Origin of the sequence: Sphingomonas sp., assembly GCF_041661825.1 — a bacterium.
Lineage (GTDB): Bacteria > Pseudomonadota > Alphaproteobacteria > Sphingomonadales > Sphingomonadaceae > Sphingomonas.
In genome coordinates this window covers 151,957-175,058 of sequence record NZ_JBAZTU010000001.1, presented here as the reverse complement: position 1 = coordinate 175,058, position 23,102 = coordinate 151,957, and the positions used below count along the sequence as shown (strand labels likewise).

16 protein-coding genes and 1 pseudogene are annotated in these 23,102 nt (G+C 63.0%); 14 read left to right on the top strand and 3 right to left on the bottom strand.

Features of this window, described 5'->3' with window-relative positions; translation table 11 throughout:
* Positions 1-63 precede the first annotated feature (63 nt).
* Positions 64-3,054, top strand: a complete 2,991-nt coding sequence (locus tag WC729_RS00745) for a TonB-dependent receptor plug domain-containing protein (RefSeq protein ID WP_372848524.1) — start codon at positions 64-66, stop codon at positions 3,052-3,054.
* Positions 3,055-3,185: 131 nt separating this feature from the next.
* Here WC729_RS00745 and WC729_RS00740 read toward each other — a convergent pair whose 3' ends face one another.
* A complete protein-coding gene (locus WC729_RS00740) occupies positions 3,186-5,543 on the bottom strand; it encodes a putative bifunctional diguanylate cyclase/phosphodiesterase (RefSeq protein ID WP_372848522.1) in 2,358 nt (785 codons plus the stop codon).
* A 305-nt stretch (positions 5,544-5,848) separates the two neighbouring features.
* On the opposite strand from WC729_RS00740, the gene WC729_RS00735 reads away from it, so the two are divergent.
* The 5 genes from WC729_RS00735 (at position 5,849) to WC729_RS00715 (ending at position 15,568) form a co-directional block, all read left to right on the top strand.
* Complete coding sequence (locus WC729_RS00735) at positions 5,849-8,887, top strand: TonB-dependent receptor plug domain-containing protein (protein ID WP_372848520.1); 3,039 nt, start codon at positions 5,849-5,851, stop codon at positions 8,885-8,887.
* A gap of 239 nt (positions 8,888-9,126) precedes the next feature.
* The gene (locus tag WC729_RS00730) at positions 9,127-10,650 is read left to right on the top strand and encodes a Calx-beta domain-containing protein (RefSeq protein WP_372848518.1); all 1,524 of its coding nucleotides are present in this window, start codon (positions 9,127-9,129) and stop codon (positions 10,648-10,650) included.
* Between the two features lie 122 nt (positions 10,651-10,772).
* Positions 10,773-12,467: a DUF6531 domain-containing protein gene (locus WC729_RS00725; RefSeq protein WP_372848516.1), complete on the top strand. Its 1,695-nt coding sequence runs from the start codon at positions 10,773-10,775 to the stop codon at positions 12,465-12,467.
* On the top strand, positions 12,464-15,115 hold the full coding sequence (locus WC729_RS00720) for an RHS repeat domain-containing protein (protein WP_372848514.1): 2,652 nt from the start codon (positions 12,464-12,466) through the stop codon (positions 15,113-15,115). Before WC729_RS00725 ends, WC729_RS00720 begins: the two co-directional genes overlap by 4 nt.
* Positions 15,116-15,163: 48 nt before the next feature.
* On the top strand, positions 15,164-15,568 hold the full coding sequence (locus WC729_RS00715) for a pentapeptide repeat-containing protein (protein WP_372848512.1): 405 nt from the start codon (positions 15,164-15,166) through the stop codon (positions 15,566-15,568).
* 363 nt (positions 15,569-15,931) lie between these two features.
* Here the strand turns inward: WC729_RS00715 and WC729_RS00710 are convergent, their stop codons facing one another.
* A complete protein-coding gene (locus tag WC729_RS00710) occupies positions 15,932-16,300 on the bottom strand; it encodes a hypothetical protein (protein ID WP_372848510.1) in 369 nt (122 codons plus the stop codon).
* Positions 16,301-16,344: 44 nt separating this feature from the next.
* Between WC729_RS00710 and WC729_RS00705 the strand changes: the two genes are divergently transcribed.
* Positions 16,345-16,818, top strand: coding sequence for a helix-turn-helix domain-containing protein (locus WC729_RS00705; protein WP_372848508.1), 474 nt, complete (start codon positions 16,345-16,347; stop codon positions 16,816-16,818).
* A 175-nt stretch (positions 16,819-16,993) separates the two neighbouring features.
* Positions 16,994-17,611, top strand: a complete 618-nt coding sequence (locus tag WC729_RS00700) for a hypothetical protein (RefSeq protein WP_372848506.1) — start codon at positions 16,994-16,996, stop codon at positions 17,609-17,611.
* A 49-nt stretch (positions 17,612-17,660) separates the two neighbouring features.
* Here WC729_RS00700 and WC729_RS00695 read toward each other — a convergent pair whose 3' ends face one another.
* Entirely contained in the window at positions 17,661-19,430 is a 1,770-nt protein-coding gene (locus WC729_RS00695; RefSeq protein WP_372848504.1) for a fatty acyl-AMP ligase, read from the bottom strand.
* Positions 19,431-19,548: 118 nt separating this feature from the next.
* On the opposite strand from WC729_RS00695, the gene WC729_RS00690 reads away from it, so the two are divergent.
* The 6 genes and pseudogenes from WC729_RS00690 to WC729_RS00665 all read left to right on the top strand — a co-directional run.
* Positions 19,549-20,088 (top strand): regulatory protein RecX, encoded by a 540-nt coding sequence (locus WC729_RS00690; protein WP_372848502.1) that lies wholly within the window; start codon positions 19,549-19,551, stop codon positions 20,086-20,088.
* Positions 20,089-20,160: 72 nt separating this feature from the next.
* Complete coding sequence (locus tag WC729_RS00685; RefSeq protein WP_372848500.1) at positions 20,161-20,751, top strand: cold-shock protein; 591 nt, start codon at positions 20,161-20,163, stop codon at positions 20,749-20,751.
* 7 nt (positions 20,752-20,758) lie between these two features.
* Positions 20,759-21,259: a DUF192 domain-containing protein gene (locus tag WC729_RS00680; RefSeq protein ID WP_372848498.1), complete on the top strand. Its 501-nt coding sequence runs from the start codon at positions 20,759-20,761 to the stop codon at positions 21,257-21,259.
* Positions 21,256-22,212, top strand: a complete 957-nt coding sequence (locus WC729_RS00675; protein WP_372848496.1) for an alpha/beta hydrolase — start codon at positions 21,256-21,258, stop codon at positions 22,210-22,212. Before WC729_RS00680 ends, WC729_RS00675 begins: the two co-directional genes overlap by 4 nt.
* A gap of 57 nt (positions 22,213-22,269) precedes the next feature.
* Complete coding sequence (locus tag WC729_RS00670; RefSeq protein WP_372848494.1) at positions 22,270-22,659, top strand: NADH:ubiquinone oxidoreductase subunit NDUFA12; 390 nt, start codon at positions 22,270-22,272, stop codon at positions 22,657-22,659.
* 185 nt (positions 22,660-22,844) lie between these two features.
* Positions 22,845-23,078 (top strand): annotated as a pseudogene (locus WC729_RS00665) (DUF2155 domain-containing protein); the annotation flags it as partial.
* Between the last annotated feature and the right edge of the window lie 24 nt (positions 23,079-23,102).

The following is a 23,102-nucleotide window of genomic DNA, read 5'->3' as shown; positions in this document are numbered from 1 at the left end:
ATTGCACAAGGACGCGATTCGTCAGCCAAGGCGGCGCGTCGAAGAACCACGAACAGGGGATGGATGATGGGAAACAGTTCGTTTGACCGCCGCGCTTTGACGGGCTTTCGTGGTACCGTTACCAGTCTTGTTGCACTCGCTGCCGGCCTCGCCTTCGCCCCCGCATCCGCGCAAACCGCCCCCGCCCAGCCAGACGCGGCCGCGTCTGCGCCGCTCCCGTCGACGCCCGAAGAAAAGCCCGAGGGCGACATCATCGTCACCGGCAGCCGCATCATGTCGAGCGGCTTCAACGCGCCGACGCCGACGACCGTCATCAACGAGGAATCGATTGCCCGCAACGCGCAGCCGAACATCTTCAACACCATCGCCCAGCTCCCGTCGCTACAGGGCTCGACCGGTGCAGCCACGGGCACGTTCAGCACCTCGAGCGGCCAGCAGGGTCTCAGCTCCTTCTCGCTGCGCGGTCTCGGTACGATCCGCACGCTGACCCTGCTCGACGGCCAGCGCGTCGTCGGCGCGAACGTGACCGGCGTTCCCGACATCAGCATGTTCCCGCAGCTACTGGTGAAGCGGGTCGACGTGGTGAACGGCGGCGCATCCGCATCCTATGGTTCGGACGCGGTCGGCGGCGTGGTCAACTTCATCACCGACACGCGCTTCACCGGCTTCAAGGCCAACGTCCAGGGCGGCATTACCAATTACGGCGATGACGAGCAGGCGCTCGTCCAGGCGGCCTGGGGCACCTCGCTGTTCGACAACCGGCTGCATGTGATCGTCAGCGGCGAATTCGATCATGAGGACGGCGTCGGTCCGGGCGATTTCGGTACTGACCTTGCCGGCGGCCGCGACTGGTATCGCGCCACCACATTGTTCGATACCGGGCAGACCAACAACGGCAAGCCGCGCTATCACTACGCCGATTATGCGCAGCCCTATCAATATGCGCGCTACGGCCTCATCAACAACGGCCCGCTGCAGGGAATTGCGTTCGACGCGAACGGCACGCCCTACAACTTCAATTACGGCTCGGGCGGCACGCCGACGGGCACCGGCACCGTCACGGGCTGCTTCCCGGGCAACGCCTTCTGCGTCGGCGGCGACCTGACAGGCGCGCCGGGCTCTGGCGCATCGCTGAAGTCTTCGCTCGAGCGCCTCAACGGCTTTGGCCGGATCGGCTTCGACTTTGCCGAGAACAACGAGGCCTATCTGACCGTCAACGTGGCCAAGGTGACGACCAGCAACCAGCCGAGCCCGGGCTACAACCGGCCGAACCTGACGGTCCAGTGCGCGAACCCGTATCTGCCGCAGCTGGTGAAGGACCGGTGCGTCACCGCTGGCATCACCCAGTTCAATTTCGGATCGAGCAACGGCAATTTCCCTGACCCCAAGGTCTCGACCGATCGTCGCCAGTATCGCTTCGTCGGCGGGTTCAAGGGCGAGTTCGGCGTGGGCGGGTCCGACTGGAAATACGACGCCTATTATGAGCATGGCACGACGATCTCGAACATCGACGTCGACACCATCGTCCTCCAGAACCGCTATGTCGCCGCAGCCAATGCGATCACGCTGAACGGTGCCATCGTGTGCGCCGATCCGGTTGCGCGGGCGGCGGGCTGCCAGCCGATCAACATCTTTACCGGCGCGGCTCCGTCATCGGCCGCGCTCGCTTATGTCACCCCCGCCGCCGGGCCGTTCCAGCATACCAAGCTGACGCAGGATGTCGTCAGCCTCAACTTCTCCGGCCAGCCGCTCAATCTGTGGGCAGGTCCGCTGTCGGTGGCATTCGGTGGGGAATATCGCCATGAATTCTATCGTGTGAACGCCGATCCTTACGGCGCCGGCGTCTCGACCATCAGTCCGAACAGCGCCGATTATCCGTCGGATCCGCTGCTCAATTCCGCTCAGGGCAGCAACTGGGCGGCCGGCAACTACAAGAACGGCAGCGGCAAGTACGACGTCTATGAAGGGTTCCTGGAACTCGACGTGCCGTTGTTCAACGGCGACGGGATCGGCCGCGCGAACGTGAACGGTGCAGGCCGTGTCACGCATTACAGCACATCGGGCACGGTCTGGGCGTGGAAGCTCGGCGGCACCTGGGAGACCCCGATCGACGGCGTCCGCCTGCGCGCCGTCACGTCGCGCGACGTGCGTGCGCCGAACCTGTCGGAGCTGTTCGCCGCGCCGACCGTCACCACGCTGCCGAGCTTCAACGACCCCTTCCGCAATGTCGCGGTGCAGGCGTTCCAGTACACGATCGGCAACGCGAACCTGAAGCCGGAGATCGCGCGCAACACCGAGATCGGCATCGTCCTGTCGCGGCCGAAATGGTTGCCCGGGCTGAGCCTGTCGTTCGACTATTACAGCATCAAGCTGAACGGCGTCATCTCGACCCTGTCGGCGCAGCAGATCGTCCAGTTCTGCAAGGACGGCAATCAGACCTTCTGCGGCGGCTTCAAGCTGGACAACGCGAACCAGATCGACAATTTCATCAACGTCCAGCCGTTCAATCTCGCCTCGTGGAAGACCAGCGGGTTCGACATCGAGGCGAGCTACCAGTGGCAGCAGCCGCTCGGCTTACCGGGTAATTTCACGATCCGTGCCCTTGGCACGCACATCCGCGAATTCCTCGTCGATGCGGGCATCGCCGGGGTCGATGTGGTCGACCAGGCCGGCGCCAACACCGGCAACACGCCTCACTGGAAGTGGCTGGCGACGCAGAGCTACAGCAACGACCGGTTCAGCTTCCTCGTTCAGGAGCGCTGGTTCAGCGATGGCGTGTTCGGCAATCAATATGTCGTCTGCACCACCGGCTGCCCGGCCTCGACCGGCAACCATCCGACGACCGACTTCAACAAGATGGAGGGTGCCTTCTATCTCGACATCGGCGGCTCGGTCAAAATCACCAAGGGGATCGAAACCTTCTTCAAGGTCGACAACCTGTTCGATCACGATCCGGCACCGTCGCCCCAGACCAATACCGGCCTCGACGTGAATCCCGCGCTCTACGACACGCTGGGCCGCGTCTATCGCGTCGGTGTCCGCGCGAAGTTCTGAGCCTGCCCCCTGGGCTGGCGAAGTTGAGGTGATTGCGTTTGTGCCGGGCCGGGGCATCGGCCCGGCAGCATGAACCGGACGCTTCGCCAGCCCGATTTTTCGCCAGCCCGATTTTTCGGTGGTCGGGCGGCTCAGGCGGCCGCCGCTTCGCCCCAATCGCGATTGGCGACCGCGCGGGCTTCCTCGACCGGCAGCGGACGCCCGAAATAATAGCCCTGGACCTTGGTGCAGCCGAGGTCCTGCACCATGCGGTGCTCCTGCTCGGTCTCGACGCCTTCCGCCGTGGTCGCCATGCCCAGACTCTGGGCCAGCGCGACGACGGCGCGGATGATCGCGATCGCCTCCGGCACATTCTGCGAGGCGCCCTGGACGAAGCTACGGTCGATCTTGATCGAGGAGAATTTCGTGCGGCTGAGATAGCCGAGCGACGAATAACCCGTCCCGAAATCGTCGAGGCTGAGTTTCACGCCGAGATCCATGATGCGTTCCAGCACCTTGGTCGCGCCGGTGCCCTCGCGCATGAACACGCTCTCGGTCACTTCCAGCTCGAGCCGTTCCGGCGGCAAGCCGCTGTTCGCGAGCGCCGAGGCGACGATCGAGACGAAGGCGGGGTTGTGGAGCTGGTCTGGCGAGACGTTGACCGCCACGCGCACCGGCGAGCTCCACCGCGCGGCCTCCTCGCAGGCGGTCCGCAGCACCCATTCGCCGATCGGCGCGATCAGCCGCGCTTCCTCGGCCAGCGGGATGAATTTCACCGGCGAGATGTTGCCGAGTTGCGGATGAGTCCAGCGCAGCAGCGCCTCGAACCCGGTCAGCGCGCCGGTCTGCGCATCTACCACCGGCTGGTAATTGAGGTGCATCTCGTCATTCTGCACCGCCTTGCGCAGCGCCATTTCGAGCACGCGGCGCTCTTCCGCCTCGACATGCAGCTGCGGCTCATAGACGCGCACCACGCCGCCGCCGGCATCCTTGGCGCGGTAGAGCGCGAGGTCGGCCGAGCGGATCAGCATTTCCGCGGTCCGTCCGTCGCGCGGCCCCGTCGCCACGCCGACGCTGGCGCCGGTGTACAGCGTGTGCTGATCCATCTCATAGGGGCGCGACAGCGCCTCGATGATGGTCTGGGCCAGCCGCTCCATGCGCGCCGAATCGCTCGCGTCGCGCACCACCACGGCGAATTCGTCGCCGCCCAGGCGCCCGATCACCTCATTGTCGGTCATCAACTGGCTCAGCCGCTCGGAGACGCGGCCGAGCAGGCGGTCGCCAATCGGGTGGCCGAGCGTGTCGTTGACGGCCTTGAAGCGATCGAGATCGATCATCATGAAGGCGCAGCGGCTGCCCCATTTTTCCGCATCGGCCATGGCGAGCACGAGCGCTTCGTTGATCAGCAGGCGGTTGGGCAGGCCGGTCAGCGTGTCGAAGCGCGCCATGCGGTTGATCTTGTCGGCCGAGGCGCGCTGTTCGGTGACGTCGGAGCCGACGCCGCGAAAGCCGACAAAACTGCCGCGATCGTCGAGCCGGGGATTGGCGGCGATCTCCCACCAGCGCTCCTCGCCATTCACCTCGACGGGCAGGAGCAGGTCGCGAAAGCCCTCACGGCCCTTCAGCTTCTCGGCCAGGGTGCGCAGGCCGGCGGAGAAATTGCCCGATTCCCAGGCGGAGCCCGCCAGCACCTGCAGGAACGGCATGCCGTTGACTGACAAGGGATCGAGCCCGACCGAATGGGCAAAGCGGGGCGAGGCGCGCACGATGCGGCGGTTGGAGTCGGTTTCCCACAGCCAGTCGGCGCTGTGCTCGGCGAATTCGCGCAGCAACAGGCTCACGGTCTCGTCGCGCTCGGCCAGCGCGATCTCGCCCGCGCGGATCACGACCAGCGCCTTGCCGCGCCCGAAACAGACCAGCATCAGCAGCGCGGTGAAGACGATCGCGGTCGAGGCGAGCAGCGGCCCCCCGACGAAATAGAGCATCACCGCGATCGAGGCGCCGAGGATGCCGAGGAAGCTGAGCGTCGCCATCGGCAGCGCCGCCATGGCGACGGCCGATGCGGTCATCAGCAGCGCGACGACGATCCACAGCCCGAAGGCGACCGCCGGGGCGGCCGAGATACCGAAGACGAGCGGCGGCACCGACCAGACCGCGGCGAGCGCGATCCCTTCGACCACCGTATCGCGCACGTCGCGCAAGGTCGCGGTCTGCGCGGTGCGCTGACGGGCGGCGAGGCGGCGGAAGGTGATCGCCACGGCAACCGCCGCGACGACGGCGCCCCAGCTCGCCAGCGCCCAGAGCGGCGCGACCGGCTGAAGCACCAGCGTAACGAGCATCGCGCCGACGACATTGGCCGCGAGCAGGAACAAAGCGAGCTGGCTGCCCGCATTGACCTGCGCGGCGCGAATCGGCGCCCAGTCGGTGGTGTCGGCCGGATCGTACAGGCCGAGAAGGGCGCGGCCGTCGATGCGCGGATGGGCGAATTGGGAGGCGGGGCGAGTGCTCACACGTCCATCGCTACATCAGCGCTGGTTAGCGGATAGTTAGGCTCAGGGCCGATTCGGCAGTTTTATTTTCGTAGGGGCCGAACGGTGTAGGGCCATCGTATAGGTGCAGGGGCTCGGCCGAGCGCCCATAGTCGCAAGAGTGTTGCGCAATTGTAACACAGTCGCCGGAAAGTTCCGGACCGGACCTTATCTGATTTACAAAAATGCTGCAGCGCGACACCTAGGCGCCATCGGGCGCCAAGAACGCCCGGCTCGGCCCACACGGCCGATGCAACAATCACCTGACCATCCGGGGGACTCAATCAATGCGTTCGTTCAATCGCCTTAATGCCACTCGCCTGTGCACCGGCGCTGCGCCGCTCGCCCTTCTTCTCGGCTTGAGCAGCCCGGCCTTCGCGCAGGACGCGCCCGCCACCGCCACGCCGGCCGACCAGGCCGCCGAAGGCGAAGCGCCCGACATCGTCGTCACCGGCTCGCTGTTCCGCCGCACCGATACCGAGACTCCGTCGCCCGTCACCGTCCTCACCGCCGACAGCCTTGCCAAGGCCGGCATCACCACGGCAGCCGAAGCGATTCGCTCGGTCTCGGCCGACAGCGGCGGTTCGATCGGCGTCGGTTTCCAGAGCGGCTTCTCGGCCGGCGGCGTCGCCGTCTCGCTGCGCGGCCTCGGCGTCTCGTCGACCCTGGTGCTGGTCGATGGCCTGCGCTCGACCAACTTCCCGATCAACGACGACGGCCACAACGCCTATGTCGATCTCAACTCGATTCCGTTCAGCCTGATCGACCGGGTCGAAGTGCTCAAGGATGGTGCGTCCTCCACCTACGGCGCCGATGCGATCGGCGGCGTGGTCAATTTGATCATGAAGAAGCAGTTCGTCGGCGTCGCCGGCACGGTCGAGGCCGGCGCCAGCGAGAAGGGCGATGCGGGGCGCCAGCGCGCCAACCTGACGGTCGGCTATGGCGATTATGCGGAAAAAGGCTTCAACGTCTATCTCAACGGCGAATTCCAGCAGGACGGCCGCGTCACCGCCCATAGCCGCGGTTTCCCGTACAACAACCGCGATCTGAGCTCGATCGGCGGCGCCGACAATAATGGTGCCGACGGCACGCTGACCACCGCGACGCCGCATGCCGTCGTCGTGCGCACCAACCAGACCGACCCGAACAATCCGCTCGCCGGCGGCACGACCCTCTTCGCCAGCGGCCTACAGGCGGATGGCATTACGGCGTATAATAATTACACCTCGCTGAACCTCAATTGCGCGGGCGGCAGTTACACCGTGGCGACCGGCGCCTCGCGCGGCACTGGCTGCAAGCACAATATCGAAGACGAATATTTCCAGCTCGCGCCGCTGCAGCGCAAATATTCGATCAACGGCCGTATCAGCGTGCGCCTGTCCGACACTATCGAAGGCTATGTCACCGGCAGCTATTCGAACAGCTATGTCAGCATCCTCAACGCGCCGCGCGCGCTGCGCAATACGCAGCCTTATGGCGGCGCTGCCGCGCTGGCGTCGGGCAACCCCGGCATCGTCCTGCCGGTCTGGATCTGCCCATCGGGCGTCAATTGCGCGACGGTGGGAACGGCCGGGCGCACGCTCAACCCGAACAATCCCTATGCGGCCGCTTTTGCCAATGATCCGCTTAACGGCGCGGCCCGCATCTATTATCTGTTCGGCGACATCAAGGCCGGCAGCGACCGTACCAACGAAGTGTGGCGCTTCACCGCTGGCCTGAACGGCACGATCGGCGACGACTGGACCTGGAAGATCGACGGCGTCTACGCCCGCGACAACCTCGAGATCGTCCAGCACGGCTTCCTGAACATCGCCAACACGCTGAAGGCGATCAACACCGGCAGCTATAATTTCGTGAACCCGTCGCTGAACTCGCAGGCGGTGCGCGACGCGATCGCGCCGGACAAGATCACGCCGTCCTTCTCGGAAATGTATTCGGTTGACGCTGCGATCACCAAGCAGCTGCTCGAACTGCCGGGCGGCCCGCTCATGGTCGCCATCGGCGGCCAGGTGCGCCACGAGACTCTGGAAAACAACAACCAGAACGCCGCGCTCGACACCTATGGCCTGACGACCTCGTCGGCCTTCGGCTCGCATACCGTGTCGGCCGGCTATTTCGAGATCCAGGCGCCGGTGCTCGATATCCTCGAGATCAACGGCTCGGGCCGCTACGATCATTATTCGGAAGGTTTCGGCCGCTTCTCGCCGAAGATCGGCTTCAAGCTCACCCCGATCAAGCAGATCGCGTTCCGCGGCACCTATTCGCAGGGTTTCCGCGCCCCGACTTTTGCTGAATCCGGCCCGCGCTCGCAATATGCGGGCTTCGTCACCACGACGCCGACCTGCCCCTTCATCCTGGCGCATGGTGGGACGACCACTCCGACCGGCGGCTGCTCTGCCAACAACAACCCCTACAACCTGGCCTATTCGGTCGGCCGCGGCTTTGTCGGCAATCCGAACCTGAAGCCGGAAACTTCGCGCAGCTTCACCGCCGGCGTCATTTTCGAACCCGTGCCCTGGCTCAGCCTGACCGCCGACTATTATAACGTGAAAAAGTCGAACCTGATCGCCAACGGTCCGGATGCGGGCAAGGCCATTACGGCGTATTTCAACGCAGCGAATCCTCAGGCCGCCAAGGACGCCGTCGCGGCGTTCGGCCCGGGCTACTCGGTCAATACCGTTGACGGCGCCGATCCTCAGTTCCCGGGCGCGCTGCCGCGGGTGCTGATCATCAATGCGCCGTTCGTCAACATCAACTCGGATCTGACCTCGGGCGTTGATTTCTCGGCAACCGCGCGGATCCCGCTGGGCGACGGCATCCGCTTCACCAGCCGCGTCGAGGCGACCTACGTGATCCAGTATGATCGCAGCACCTCGGGTGGCCTGCAGAAGTTCGCCGGCACTCTTGGGCCGTACGATCTGTCCTCGGGCAACGGCACACCGCGCATTCGCGGCAACTGGCAGAACACGCTGGACTTCGGCCGGTTCTCGCTTAGCGCGACGGCTTATTATGTCGGCCGCATCAAGGAAGTCGCCGCCGATCAGGCCACTACGGTGACCGATTGCTCGGCGAACCTGTACAAGACACCTACCGACTCCAGCGGCAAGAGCTTCTGCTACGTGAACAGCTTCATCAACGTCGATCTGAACGCGAAGGTCGAAGTGAACGACCAGTTCAGCTTCTTCGCGAACGTGGGCAACGTGCTCGGTGCCCGCGCACCGATCGCGCCGGCCTCCTATGCGAGCTCGCCGAACTTCCTGACCACCTGGCACTATGCCGGTCTGATCGGGCGCACGTTCCGGGCAGGTGCGAACTTCAAGTTCTGATCGCAGCATCGTCGAAAACCTGGGGCGGCTCCGCAAGGAGCCGCCCTTTTTTTGCGATCGTGATCCCACATCCCGACGGGAGGCGCAGCGCGTCTCTGGAGCAGAAGCCTCAATTGCAAGGCTTATTTTTCGGAGATGTATCCGAAGCTGACATAAGTCTGATCGCGTCGCGCGCTCGGATGCCGCATGAAGTGAGACATCGGCTGCTTATCTCACGCCGTATCCGGGGGAATATCATTTTGAGCAAGCGGTGGCTGGCATTGGCCTGGTCCGTGTTGATCGCGTTGCTGATCGGTGCGCCGTCGATCGCGCAGGAAACGATCACCTATAGTTATGACGCGCTGGGGCGTCTGGTGACGTCGTCGGTATCCGGCGGGCCAGCGAACGGAACACAGACGGGCACCACCTTCGATCCCGCCGGCAATCGTGCCACCTACACGGTGTCGGGCGTGCCCGGGGTAAGCTTCTCGGTCAACAGCGCGTCAGCGACGGAGGGCGTCGCCCTGGTCTTCACGATCACGAAGGCGGGGACTGCGTCGGGCAGCCTGAGCGTCAACTATGCCACGTCGAATGGGACCGCGAGCTCGGCTGACTATACCGCTACCTCCGGAACGCTGACCTTCCTCGCGGGGGAAACGACGAAGACCATTACGGTTCCGACAACGGACGATGCCACGGTCGAATCGGCCGAGACGCTATTGATGAACCTCTCGGCACCGACCGGCGGGGCAACGATCACCACGGCCCAGGGCACGGGTACGATCAACGACAACGATACCCCGCCCTCGTTCGCGATCTCAAATGCGAGCGCAGTAACGGAGGGTGGGACGCTGACCTTCACCGTGACGAAGACCGGCGCCGCGGCGGTATCCTATTCGGTTAACTATGCGAGCGCGGGCGGTACGGCGACGTCGGGTGCGGATTTTACCGCCACCTCCGGCACGCTGACCTTCCTGACGGGGGAAACGTCCAAGACGATCACAGTCTCGACGACGGACGACGCTACGGTCGAATCGGCCGAGACGGTATTGATGAACCTTTCCGCAGCGACCGCTGGCGCGACGATCACCACGGCCCAGGGTTCGGGAACGATCAACGATAACGACCTCACGCCGCCTTCCTTCGCGATCGGCAATGCGACTGCGGTCGCGGAGGGCGGTACGCTGGCATTCACCGTCACCAAGACAGGGGCAACCAACACCTCCTTCTCGGTCAACTACGCCAGCGCGAGCGGCACGGCCACGTCAGGTACCGATTTCACCGCGGTGTCAGGCACGCTGACCTTCCTCACCTCCGAAACCAGCAAGACGATCAACGTCGCGACAATCGACGACAGTGCGGTCGAGGCGAATGAAACGGTATTGGTCAACCTCTCGTCCGCGACCGGCGGTGCGACGATTGGCACGGCGCAGGGATCGGGCATGATCAACAACAACGACGTCAGCAATCTGCCGCCCGTCGCCAATGCCGATACGACATCGTTCATGTGTATCAGTACGAAGATCGTGAATCTTGTTGCGAACGACACGGATCCCGAAAACAATACGCCGCTGACATTGGTGAGCATCGATGCGACGGCGGGTGGCGGCACGGCTTGGGCGAATGTTTCCAGCAGCACCTCCGCGACAATCGGTTCCAGCGGCGCAGGGACATTCGCCTTCAACTACGTCGTGTCAGATAGCCTGGGTGCGACCAGCACGGGAACCTTGACGGCGACGGTCACGCTCAAGCCCGGCCTTGATTGCCTGGAGCCGCCGGCGTGAGTGGCAAGGTGCCACGACACATGGACGTGCGGTCTTTCAGAGTCTCGAAAGTGGGCGTCAGGATGTCGGATTCAACAGCAAGCTCGCGCAAGACTGCATATTTACATCGGGGAGAGATCATAATGCGTATGTTCGGCCGGACCGCGCAGCTATTTGCCGTGTTTGTGAGCGGATGCGCAGTTTCTGCCCAAGCGCAAGTCGATCCACCGAGGCAACATATAGTCAGCCCGACCGGTGTGAATTATTTCGATTCTGCCTTCAGAGCGACCTATTCAGATTTGTCTGTAGGCCCCCTCTCGCTGGAACGAATGTATTCAAGTAAGCCAGCGAATTCCAGGACAGGTGTCATGGAAATCTTCGGATACGGCTGGAGTCACAACTTCGATATAAAAATAGAATTTGGGACATGGAATTTCGACAGCCAGACAAACGTCATTATAGGAGGAGAATTTTACGGATTTTGGAGCTATCCAAGTTCCACTCCCTCTGTGCCGAGGATGGATGAAACCGGATTTAGCCTAGTTCGGGAAGGCGGACTTGATATTTTCACTGACCGGCAAGGGGTGAAGTATAAGTTTGCCTCAAATACATCGAACAATAATTTTCCCGTTCAGAGTATAACAAAGCCGAATGGAGAGATATTATCCTTCTCATACGTCGGCAGTAAATTAAAAATGATAGTGCACAATCAAGGTTATGCCCTGATTTTTGACTATGGCTCAAATGGAAAGATTTCAAGCGCATGCGCTTTCAATTTATCGGCAACATACGTCACCGCAGCTACAACTTGTACTGGAGCATCTCTAAAAACATCCTATTCCTATAGCGGAATAAATCTCGCGGAGTCCACAAACACCCTCGGGGCCATTTCTCATTATACATATGCCAACGGATATCTTACCTGTCCCACTGATCCAAACTCTTTTACGTGTCGTGTCACCAATGAATATAACTCGACCTCGACTCCGGACACCATGGGTTCGGTCGTAAAGCAGACATTGGCAAATGGAGATATCTGGACATATGCCTGTAGTTGTGGAGGAAATGCGACGTCAGATCCTGATGACTTGAACTCCATTGAAGACGCATCAATGATGGATCCTCTTGGCCACTACATGGGTTTTGTATTTTCTCATCAGAGGTCATTATCGGACTACTATGATCAGAACGGTAAGCATTTCCAACTCGGCTTTTACGGCCGCTTGCTGACGGGGGGCACTTACCCCGAACTTAACTCTGTATGGCTGAACTACAATACGCGCGGCGTGCCTTCAGGCTCGACGATAATTCCAAAGCCAGGCTCTGGACTGTCTCCAATCACGATTGAAACCAAAGCTTTTCCGTCGTCATGCACGAACACGGCTACATGTAATCTTCCGACGTCAACCACAGACGCAAAGGGCAACGTCACCAGCTTCACCTATGATCCTACGCATGGCGGTGTCTTGTCCACGACCGGCCCTGCGGATACCGCGGGATTGCAGGCCGTCGTCCGATATACTTACCAACTTCGGACTGCCTGGATCAAGAATAGCGGCGGCGGCTACAGTGCCATGTCGAGTGGCATATGGCTGGTCTCGGATGAGCGGACCTGCAAGACTACCGCGACGATCGGGAACGCCTGCGCCGGCGGGGCGGCCGACGAAGTGGTGAAAACGTACGACTATGGGCCGAACAGTGGCCCCAACACATTGCTCTTGCGCGGCGTCGCAATAACCGCCGACGGCGTCACCCTCCGAACATGCTATGGCTATGATTGGCAAGGCAACAGAATCAGTGAGACCGCTCCGCGCGCAGCTTTGGCCAGCTGCTCGTGAGCCGGCTCCTGACCAGTCGAGCCAGGCTCGTCGTCGTGGTGATCGCCCTAGGGTGCAGTGCCACGGCCGCCCTGGCGCAGACCTCGCCGTCGGCTTTCACAAGCGCTACCCGATATGATCTCGAGCGCCGTGTAGTCGGCACGATCGCTCCCGACCCCGATGGGACGGGGCCTCTTCAATACGCCGCTGTGCGGAACACCTATGATCCGGCGGGGCGACTCATCAAAGTTGAAACGGGCGAGCTGGCGGGATGGCCAGGAGAGGTAGATCCATTAGTCTGGACGAGCATAACTGCTTTCGCAATCTCCAAGCAGGTGGACATCACATACGACTCGCTTAATCGCAAGGTGAAGGATGTCGTCTCTTCCGGGGGCACGCCATACGCGGTGACCCAATACAGTTATGACGCAGTCGGGCGCCTGGAATGCACGGCAGTCCGTATGAACCCGGCAGTCTATACCAGCCTGCCGGCCAACGCCTGCACGCTTGGGACAACCGGCAGCAACGGGCCTGACCGGATCACGCGGACCGTCTACGACAATGCCGGGCAAGTGCTACAGGTGCAGAAGGCTTACGGCGTGACGACCGCCAACGGTTTCCCAACGACGCTGCAGCAGACCTATGCGACCTACACCTATACCGATAATGGCAAGCCGGCCTCGATCACCGACGCCAACGGCAACAAGGCGGCGTATGGCTATGATGGGTTCGATCGCCAGACGATCTGGGCGTTCCCGTCGACGACCACACCGGGTGCCGCGAGCACGACCGATTTCGAGCAATATGGTTATGATGACAACAGCAACCGGACGAGCCTGAAAAAGCGCGACGGACGTACGCTCACTTACAGCTATGATGCGCTCGACCGGGTGATTGTGAAGGCGGTCAGCGGGGCGTGCGTGTCGGGCTATGCCTGCACGACGCCACCGGCCTGGGCAGTGCGCAACGTCTACTTCGGCTATGACATGCGGAGCCTGCAGACCTCGGCCCGGTTCGACAGCACGAACGGGTCCGACGCGGTGGTCAACGCCTATGACGGGTTCGGGCGGCTGACCTCGAGTACGGTGAGCATGGGCGGAATAAGCCGCACTGTCGGTCGCCAGTACGACGCGGACGGCAATCGCCTGCGCGTGACGCATCCCGACACCAATTACTTCACCTATGAGTATGACGGCCTCGACCGGATGAGCACAATCAGACAGAACGGCGCGACCCAGATCGGCAGCTATGATTATGACGCGAAGGGCCAGCGCTGGCATGCTGCGCGTGGGGCAGTGCTGACGACCTATGGCTATGACGATGTGTCGCGGCTCAACAGCCTGGCCGACGATCTGTCCGGGACGACGGCCGATATCACCACCACGATCGGTTACAACAGTGCGAGCCAGATCGTCAGCTTCGGCCGCAACAAAGACAGCTATGTCTACACCGCTTATCTGCCGGAGACCAAGGCGTACAGCGTCAACGGGCTGAACCAGTACACCGCAGTCAGCGGCCTGCCGCTTGGCTATGACTCCAACGGCAATCTGGCATCCAACGGCGGCACGAGCTTTACCTATGACGTGGAGAACCGGCTGGTTTCGGCGACCGGCTCTCTTACGACATCGATGGTGTATGATCCGCTGGGCCGGCTGTTCCAAACGAGCAGCTCGGCTGCGATCCGCCAGTTCCTGTACGATGGCGACGAGCGGATCGCGGAATATGATGGCGCCTCGGGCACGCTGTTGCGACGTTATGTCCACGGTCCTGGTGATGACGATCCGCAGCTCTGGTACGAAGGCTCGGGCCTGACGGATCGCCGCAGCCTGCAGAGCAACCACCAGGGCTCGATCGTGTCGGTGGCGGATGCCTCGGGTACCGCGCTCGCGATCAAGGCCTATGACGAATATGGCGTGTCGAGCGGCGGTGACGTCGGTGCGTTCCAATATACCGGGCAGACTTGGCTGCCGGATCTTGGCATGTATTATTACAAAGCGCGGGTTTACTCGGCTAAACTGGGGCGGTTCTTGCAGACGGATCCGATCGGGTATGCGGATCAGAACAATCTATATGCCTATGTCACAAACGATCCCGTCAATCACGCCGATCCGAGTGGCGAGTGCACAGGGTCGCTGTTCAGCAATGCCAGTGGTGACTGCACGACCGGAGCGGGTGTTGGGCTGCGTGCCCTTGTTCCCGAGAACAATGCTGCAAAGCCTGGTAAGCCGGGGCCAGCACCTGGCAATGGCGGAACGGAAACGACCTACACTATTCCAGATGGGTCTGGCGGAAACATAAAAGTCAACCGGGTCCAATACGCCGCGTGGTGTCTTTCCGTATCTTGTAAAACTATGGTTTCTACCACTAAAGAACCTCAGTTGCAAGTTAATGGGAGAACTATTTACAGAGGTGGAAAGACGTTTACGGTTGGCCCAAATGACGTAAAAGTAGACGAAAATGGAATAGTTAAGGCAGGCCGTGGAATATCTATGAGCACCAATCGTCAGGCTATGATTAATAGGTTTGGTGCTGCGACGCCGATTAGAAACAATCTTCCTCAAGGCTTATTGATTAGGCAGCAGGGAAAAGATCCCAATCATTATGAAATAATTCCTGGCGAGCCAATGACATTAAAGAGGTACACTGATTTAATACAAAGTATTAGATAATATGTCCGCGTTAGCTGTTTAACAAAATCGATTATGTGAGAAATGTCTATGGATAAAGTAAACATTAAAAGCCGTGGCGACATATTGGGCCGATACGCCGATGGAGAAAGAGACTTTACTGGACTAGAGCTAGACGCCGATATGATTGATGGTGATGTTATCGACCTTTCCAAAGCCATTCTCGATTATGCTGATTTCTCTAATTGCTGGTTTTCCGCATTATTTTGTAATTCGAGCTTGAGAGGCAGTTTATTTAGGAACGCAAATGTAAAGTCATGTGACTTTTCAGCTGCAGATCTTACCGGTGCTGATTTTACCGGCGCGGCAATGGAGGCCGCAACTTGGCGCGGTGCGACCTTAGTAAACACAATTTTTGGTGAAGTCAGTCTCTATGGCAAACTCTTATCTGAGGCTGAGTTTGTGCAAATTATTAAAGACGAGGCTGCAAATTGAGTTTGCTGATGTGATTTGGATAAATGATTAGAAATGGCTCCGGTGACACTCAAATTAATTAGCCCGCGCCCGACGCGTCTATATTTGCATGGACGGGGAATTACGGTGACGGAATTACGGTGATAGTTTACTAATTAGCCGCGCCTGGATACGATAATGCCGGGGCGCTTCGGGTCGATGGCGATGGCGATGGCGATGGCGATGGCGATGGCGATGGCGGTGGCGGTGGCGATGGATGTGCCTATCTCGCCAGCGCCGCCCGCTATGTCGAGATGAACCAGGTTCGGGCGCGCCTGGTCGACAGGCCGGAGGGCTGGCGCTGGTCGAGCGCCGCACATCTGGCGGGCAAGGACGATGGCGTGGTCACGGTCCGCCCGCTCCGCAAGGGGCCGCCCTTTTTTTGTCACTCCCGAAAACAACCATCGCCTGACTAGCCAGGACCCGGTGAGCTACCGCGTCCTCTTTCCGCTTGCTGTGCGTGAAACCGGACGGCACGATGCCATCGAAATGGCCGCGTAGCCGCCGGTGCGGCCGAGCAAGGCGAGGGGGGATCATGACCAGTTGCACCATAAAGCGCGGATTCCGCGCAATTGCTGCCTTTGCCTGCGCTGCGTCCGGTGTCGCGCTTGCCTGCACCACGCCACTCGCGGCCACGGCACAGACCGGCGCCATCGGTATCTCCGCCGACGACAGCATCAGCCCCTTGGCCGCGCCGGCCGAACCTGCCGCCATTGCGCTGGGTACGGGCGGCGTCGCGGCATCGACGGCGCCGGTTGGTGCGGCTGCTCGACCGGCCCGACACGGTGGCCGCGCTCGCGCCGCTGATCGAGCGGGAGATCGCCTATCGCCTGCTGCACGGGCCGCATGGTGCGATGCTGCGTCACATGGCGACCGCGGACAGCCATCTGAATCAGGTCAGCCGCGCCATTGCGCGCATCCGCCGCGGCTTTCACGAACAGCTGCGCATCGATGAGGTCGCCGCCGCGGCCGGGATGAGCGCCTCGTCGTTGCACGCGCATTTCAAGGCGGTGACGCGAATGACGCCGCTCGAATATCAGAAGCAGCTGCGCTTGCAGGAAGCGCGGCGACTGATGCTTGCGGCAGGCACCAGCGCGGGCGCGGCCGGTTTTGCGGTCGGCTATGACAGCCCGTCCCAGTTCAGCCGGGAATATCGCCGCCTGTTCGGAGCCCCGCCGCGCCAGGATATCGATAGCCTGCAGGCGGCGCAGGATCGCTTGGTGGAAGTCTGACCGCTGTCTCAGGGTCGAGCCAGAGAATCCGGGCAGATTTTCCTTATTGGCTAATACATTGATTTAGCAAGAGTAATTGGATAAGCCGACCGTCGAAAATGTCAGCGACCCTACTGACATTCCCAACACCGCCCGCTTGATTCAACCCTCGCCCCAGCGCCGCTATTCCAGCGCCATGATCTACGAACCCGAATTTGCCGACCAGGCCCGCACTATGTGCCGCCTGGGTGCCACCGACGAAGAGCTTGCCGAGCATTTCGAGGTGTGCGTCCGCACCATCTATCGCTGGCGCAACACCCATGAGGCATTCGCCGAGGCGGTCGTCGCCGGCAAGGAGCACGCCGACGCCCGGGTCGAACGCGCGCTCTATTCCCGTGCTATCGGCTGCACCGTGGAGCGCACCAAAGTGTTCAAAAGTGCCGGCGAAGATCCGGTTTATGCGACCTACCAGCATCACCTCCCGCCCGATCCCAATGCCGCGCTGCAATGGCTCCGGGTCCGCCAGCCGAAGAAATGGGGCGGGCAGGCAGAGGACAAGCCCGGTTCGATCACCGCCGAGATGGTCGAAAAGGCGCTCGCTCGCGCAAGGGAGCACAAGCGCGCCAGCGAGATGGCCGCCGGACAGCCGCCGCTAGAGGATGTTGCGCCGGAGCCCGGCCTGGAATTTGGTCCCCCCCGCGATCCCGGCACCAGTCCGGAAGAGGACGATTATCCGCCGCCGCCACCGGCGCCGCCGCCCAGGCCGATTCCGCCCGGTTTCCCGCTCGAGCCCGTCCGCTTCGGCTATGGCTGAGCCCGGCAGTGCTTGGGGACCGATGCGGCGCCCGGCAGGCGCCGCTCCGTTACGCCGCGATGTCGTAGGGCTTGATCTCGCCGTTGAGATACAGGTTGCGCGCCTTGGCGCGGCTCAGCTTGCCCGAGCTGGTGCGGGGCAGGGTGCGCGGTGGGATCAGCTCGATCACGCAGTTCATGCCCGTCACCGAGCGGACGCGCTCGCGGATTTCCTCGCGCAGGCGTACGCGCTCGGCATCGTCGGAGCTGCGGCACTGGACCAGCACGGCAGGGGTTTCCTCACCGCCCGGCGTGGTGATGGCGAAGGCGGCGATGTCGCCGGCCTTGAAGCCGGGCAGCTGCTCGACCGCCCATTCGATGTCCTGCGGCCAATGGTTGCGGCCGTTGATGATGATCATGTCCTTCGCCCGGCCGACGATATAGACATAGCCGTCCGACAGATATCCCATGTCGCCGGTGTCGAGCCAGCCATCGACCATGCAGGCATCGGTCGACGCCTCGTCGCGGAAATATCCCACCATCACCGACGGGCCGGAGCACCACAGCTTGCCGATCGCCCGCTCGGGAAGCGGCGTGCCGTCTTCCTCGCGGATCTCGACCTTCATGTCGCGCACCGGCTTGCCGCAATTGACGATCGCACGATATCGCTGCGGCCGGTCCTGCCCCGCGGCCACGCCGGAAAGCTGGGTTTCCTCGACCAGTTCGACCCGAATGCCTTCGCCCGGGGGCATGATCGATACTGCCAGGGTGGCTTCGGCCAGGCCGTAGCTCGGCAGGAAGGCAGTCGCCTTGAACCCGGCATCGGCGAAGGCGTCGACGAAGCTCTGCATCACGTCGGGACGGATCATGTCGGCGCCATTACCCGCCACGCGCCAGCGCGACAGGTCGAACCGGTCGCTCGCCTTGGTCTGGCTCGACATGCGCCGCGCGCAGATGTCGTAACCGAAGGTCGGCGAATAGGAGAGGGTGGTGCCCTGGTTGCGGCTGATCATGTCGAGCCAGGCGAGCGGGCGCCGCGCGAAATCTTCGGTCTTGATGTAATCGGTCGACACCTGGTTCGCGACCGGCGACAGGAAGCAGCCGACCAGGCCCATGTCATGATACCAGGGCAGCCAGGAGACGCAGCGGTCGCTTGGCTGCATATCCATGCCATGCCCGTGCGCCGCAAGGTTGTTGAGCAGCGCAAGGTGCGTGATCGCCACGCCGTGCGGGAAGCGGGTCGATCCGCTCGAATATTGCAGATAGGCGATGTCGGTGCCTTTGGCCGCCGGCAGCGCTGCCTCGGGCGCGGGGCGCTCGGCCAGTTCGGACCAGTCGACGCCCTCGAGCCCGGCAAGGCGGGCGGCCTCGCCGGCCATCTGGGCCAGCTCGGGCGGGTAGATCAGCATCGTCGGGTCGCAGCTCGACAGCTGGACGCGGAGCTGCTCGATGTACGAATCGCGGCCGCCGAACGAGGTCGGCAAGGGCAGCGGCACCGGCCAGGCGCCGGCATAGACTACGCCGAAGAACAGGGCGGCGAAGTCCGGGCTGGTCTCGGCGACCAGCGCGATACGGTCTTCGGGCGTCACGCCGGCCGCGACCAGCCGGCGCGCCATCGCCAGCGCATCCTCGCGCAGCTCGGCGAACGGATAGGGGCGCACCAGCCCGCCACGCGCATCGTGAAAATTGAGTCCGCGAACGCCGCTGGCCGCGTAATCGAGCGCTTCCCCAAGCGTCTCGAAATCCGCGAAGCGTCGCTCGAGCGAATCTTCGGTGGGCGTCGATGTCACCGTGGCGCGCTCCGCCAACAGCTCTTCCGATCCCGGAACGTCACTAACCATTATTCCTTGCGCCCTTGAATGCGGCCTTTCCCCAAAAGCCGCTTCTTTATGAAAGCCTGCATCTCTGCCGCTTCCTGACGTTCAAAATCCGTTCCGAGTGTGGCACAATGATGGCGTGATGCCTCAGACCCGCCCCAGCCGAGAGCGGCGACCGCCTCCGCCGCTCGATGCGGCGGCGCTGGAACGGCTTGCGCTGCGCTATGTCGAACGCTTCGCGACGACCCGGGGGCGTCTCACCTCCTACCTCGTGCGGAAGATCCGCGAACGGGGCTGGGAGGGCGATCCGGCCGACCCCGCCGCGCTCGCTGAGAAACTCGCCGAGCTGGGCTATATCGACGACCGGGCGTTCGGCGAAGCGCGTGCCAGCGCTATGGCGCGGCGCGGGCTCGGCAAACGACGCGTGAGCGGCGTGCTGCGCCAGGCCGGCATCGGTGAGGAGGATAGCGAGGCGCTCGCCCCGGGCATTGAGGAGCGGCGCCTCGACGCAGCGCTGACCTTTGCCCGCAAGCGCCGGATCGGCCCGTTCGCCGCGGTCGCGCCGGATCGGCCGCAGCGCGAGAAGCAGATCGCTGCGATGATCCGCGGCGGGCACGACTTCACCCTGTCGCGCAAGATCGCCTCGATGGCGCCCGGCGAGGACACCGATCAGCTTGAGTGACATCCGGTTGAATCGTCGTTTTTGTCCTAGCGACGATCCGTGCTAATAGGAGGTCCGGGGGATTAGTTGGTTATGCGTAACGATCCGCAACCGGCGTTCGGGGGCCGGACCTGGGATGAGACCATCGTTGAGCCGTCGCCGGTCGAAAAGCCGGGCGGGCTGTCGGTGTCTGGCACCCTCAAATGGTTCGACGTCACCCGCGGTTTCGGCTTCATCGTCGCTGACGATCCCTCGATCGGGGACGTGTTGATTCACTTTTCCGTGCTCCAGCCCCATGGTCGGCGCAGCCTGCCGGAAGGCGCGCGAGTCGATTGTTTCGCGGTGCTGCGCGAGCGTGGCTTCCAGGCGAACGAAATCGTGTCGATCGACCTGAGCAACGCGATCGAGCCGCCGATTCGGGCACGGCAGGGGGACGACCGGATCGATCCCGCGGCGCTGGTGGAAGATGCCGGGCCGTTCGAGCCGGTGACGGTAAAGTGGTTCAACCGCCTGAAAGGCTATGGATTCCTCGTGCGCAACGCTGATTCAGCCGATATATTCGTCCATATGGAAACGCTGCGGCGTGCTGGTATCGCGGAGGTCGAGCCCGATCGACGCCTGCGGGCACGCATCGTCGAGGGCCGCAAGGGCCCGCTCGCGGTGGTGGTCGAAGAGGAAGGCTGATTCTGTCATGATGCTGAAGAATTTCGCGGCGGCGCTGGCGCTGTCCGCGCTGGCGCTCACCGCTTGCTCCAGTGACGGTGCGGCTGCCTCGTCCGGCTCGGCGGAAACCCCGGCCACGACGATCGCGCTGACCGTCACCAGTTCCAACGGCGCTCACGACTTCACCGTCGAGACGGCGAAGACCGAGGCGGAGCAGCAGCGCGGCCTGATGTTCCGCACCGGCATCGCGCCCAATGCCGGCATGTTGTTCGCGCCCTATCCTCCCAATGGCGGCGGGCCGAAGGAAGCCAGTTTCTGGATGAAGAACACGCCGAGCCCGCTCGACATCATCTTCATCCGCGCTGACGGCACGATCGCGACGATCGCCGAGAACACCGTGCCCTTCTCCGAGACGCCCATCCCCTCGGGCGAGCCGGTCGCGGCCGTGTTGGAGATCAATGGCGGCCGCTCGGCCGAACTCGGCATCGCCGAGGGCGACAAGGTGACCTGGGCCGGCCACGGCAAGTGATCGCGGCGCTGCTGCTTGCACTGGCGGTGCCGCAAGCAGCCGCTGACGGGACGATCGAGGCACCAGGGCCATCGGGGCCGCTGCAAGGTACGCTGGTCGAGGCGACCGGGACGAACGCCGCGACGCCGCCGATGGTGCTGATCGTCCCCGGATCCGGGCCGACCAACCGCGATGGCGACAGCCCGCTCGGGGTGCGCGGCGCCGTGTTCCGGCAACTGGCGGACGGGCTGGCGGCGCGGGGCATCGGCAGTGTGCGTATCGACAAGCGCGGCATGTTCGGCAGCGCCCGGGCCATTCCCGACGCGAACGACGTGACCATCGCCGACTATGCGGCCGACGTGCACAGCTGGATCGCGGTGATCCGCCAGCGTACCGGCGTGCCCTGCGTCTGGGTGCTCGGGCATAGCGAGGGCGGCCTGGTCGCGCTGGCTGCGGCCCAGGACGCGACCGACATTTGCGGCCTGGTGCTGGTCGCCACCGCGGGCCGGCCGATGGGCGAGGTCCTCCGCGAGCAGCTGCGCGCCAACCCCGCCAACGCGCGGATCCTGCCCTCGGCGCTCGCCGCGATCGATTCGCTCGAAGCGGGCCGGAAGGTCGATGTCAGCGCGCTGCACCCGGCGCTCGCCGGTCTCTTCAGTTCGCGTGTACAGCCCTATCTTATCAATGCCTTCCGCTACGACCCTGCCAAACTCATCGCCACGGCGAAGGGGCCGGTGCTCATCCTGCAGGGCAAGAACGATCTGCAGGTCGGTATCGAGGATGCGTCCACCCTCAAAAATGCACGGCCGTCCGCGAAGATGGTCACGCTCGCCGGGGTCAACCATGTCCTGAAGCCAGTGACGGGCGAAGGCCGCAACGCCAATGTCGCGACCTATGGCGATCCCTCCATGGGAATCGACCCGGCGGTGACGGATACGATCGCGACCATGATCCTGGCCGGGGCAGCGCGATGAGACGGAACAGTGCGAGGGCAGTTGCCCGCGTGGCGAGCAACGGGTAAGCGGCGGCGCATGGGCATCAACCTCAATCCATTCACCTGGTGGAACGGCGCTAGCTGGGGCACCATGATCGGCCTGCGCGGCAAGACTCAGGTCGGCGAGGACCATCTCGGCAATGTCTATTATGAGGGCGGTACCGACCCCAACGGCATCCCGCGCCGCTGGGTGATCTATGCCGGCGCCAATGATGCGAGCCGCGTCTCGCCCGAATGGTTCGGCTGGCTGCACCATCAGGTCGACGACCTGCCTGATCGCTCGCTGCCCGCGCCGCGTGTGTGGGAGAAGCCGGCGGTGCCCAACATGACCGGCACGGCGCTCGCCTATCGTCCGCCCGGGGCGCTGGAAAAGGGCGGCCACCGCGCCGCCGCGACCGGCGACTACGAAGCCTGGGCGCCCGAGTGATACGGCGATTGCTGGGCGGCGCGGCGATCCTTGCGCTGCTCGCAACCGGCGCGTGCGACCGGAAGGCCGCAACGCCCGGCGCCAAGGCGACGCCCAAGACCGCGCTCGACGAGGATCAGCCGCCATCCGATGTGGTGACGGTTGACGTGCCGAGCGGCGCGGACCCGTCGTTCGGCGCGACGCCGATGGCGCAGCGCGTCGCGGTGATCGGCCTGCTCAACAAGCGCAACGGTGCTGCCCGCGAGGTGACGCTCAAGCCCGGCGAGGCAGCGCGGGTCGGCGATGTGATCATCCGCCTGCGCGCTTGCGAGCAGACCGCGCCATGGGAGCAGGACCATTATACCGGCGCGTTCGTCCAGCTCGACGTCCAGCAGCTCGACCGGACCTGGAAACGGGCCTTTTCGGGCTGGCTGTACAAGGAGCGTCCGGCGCTGAATGTCGTC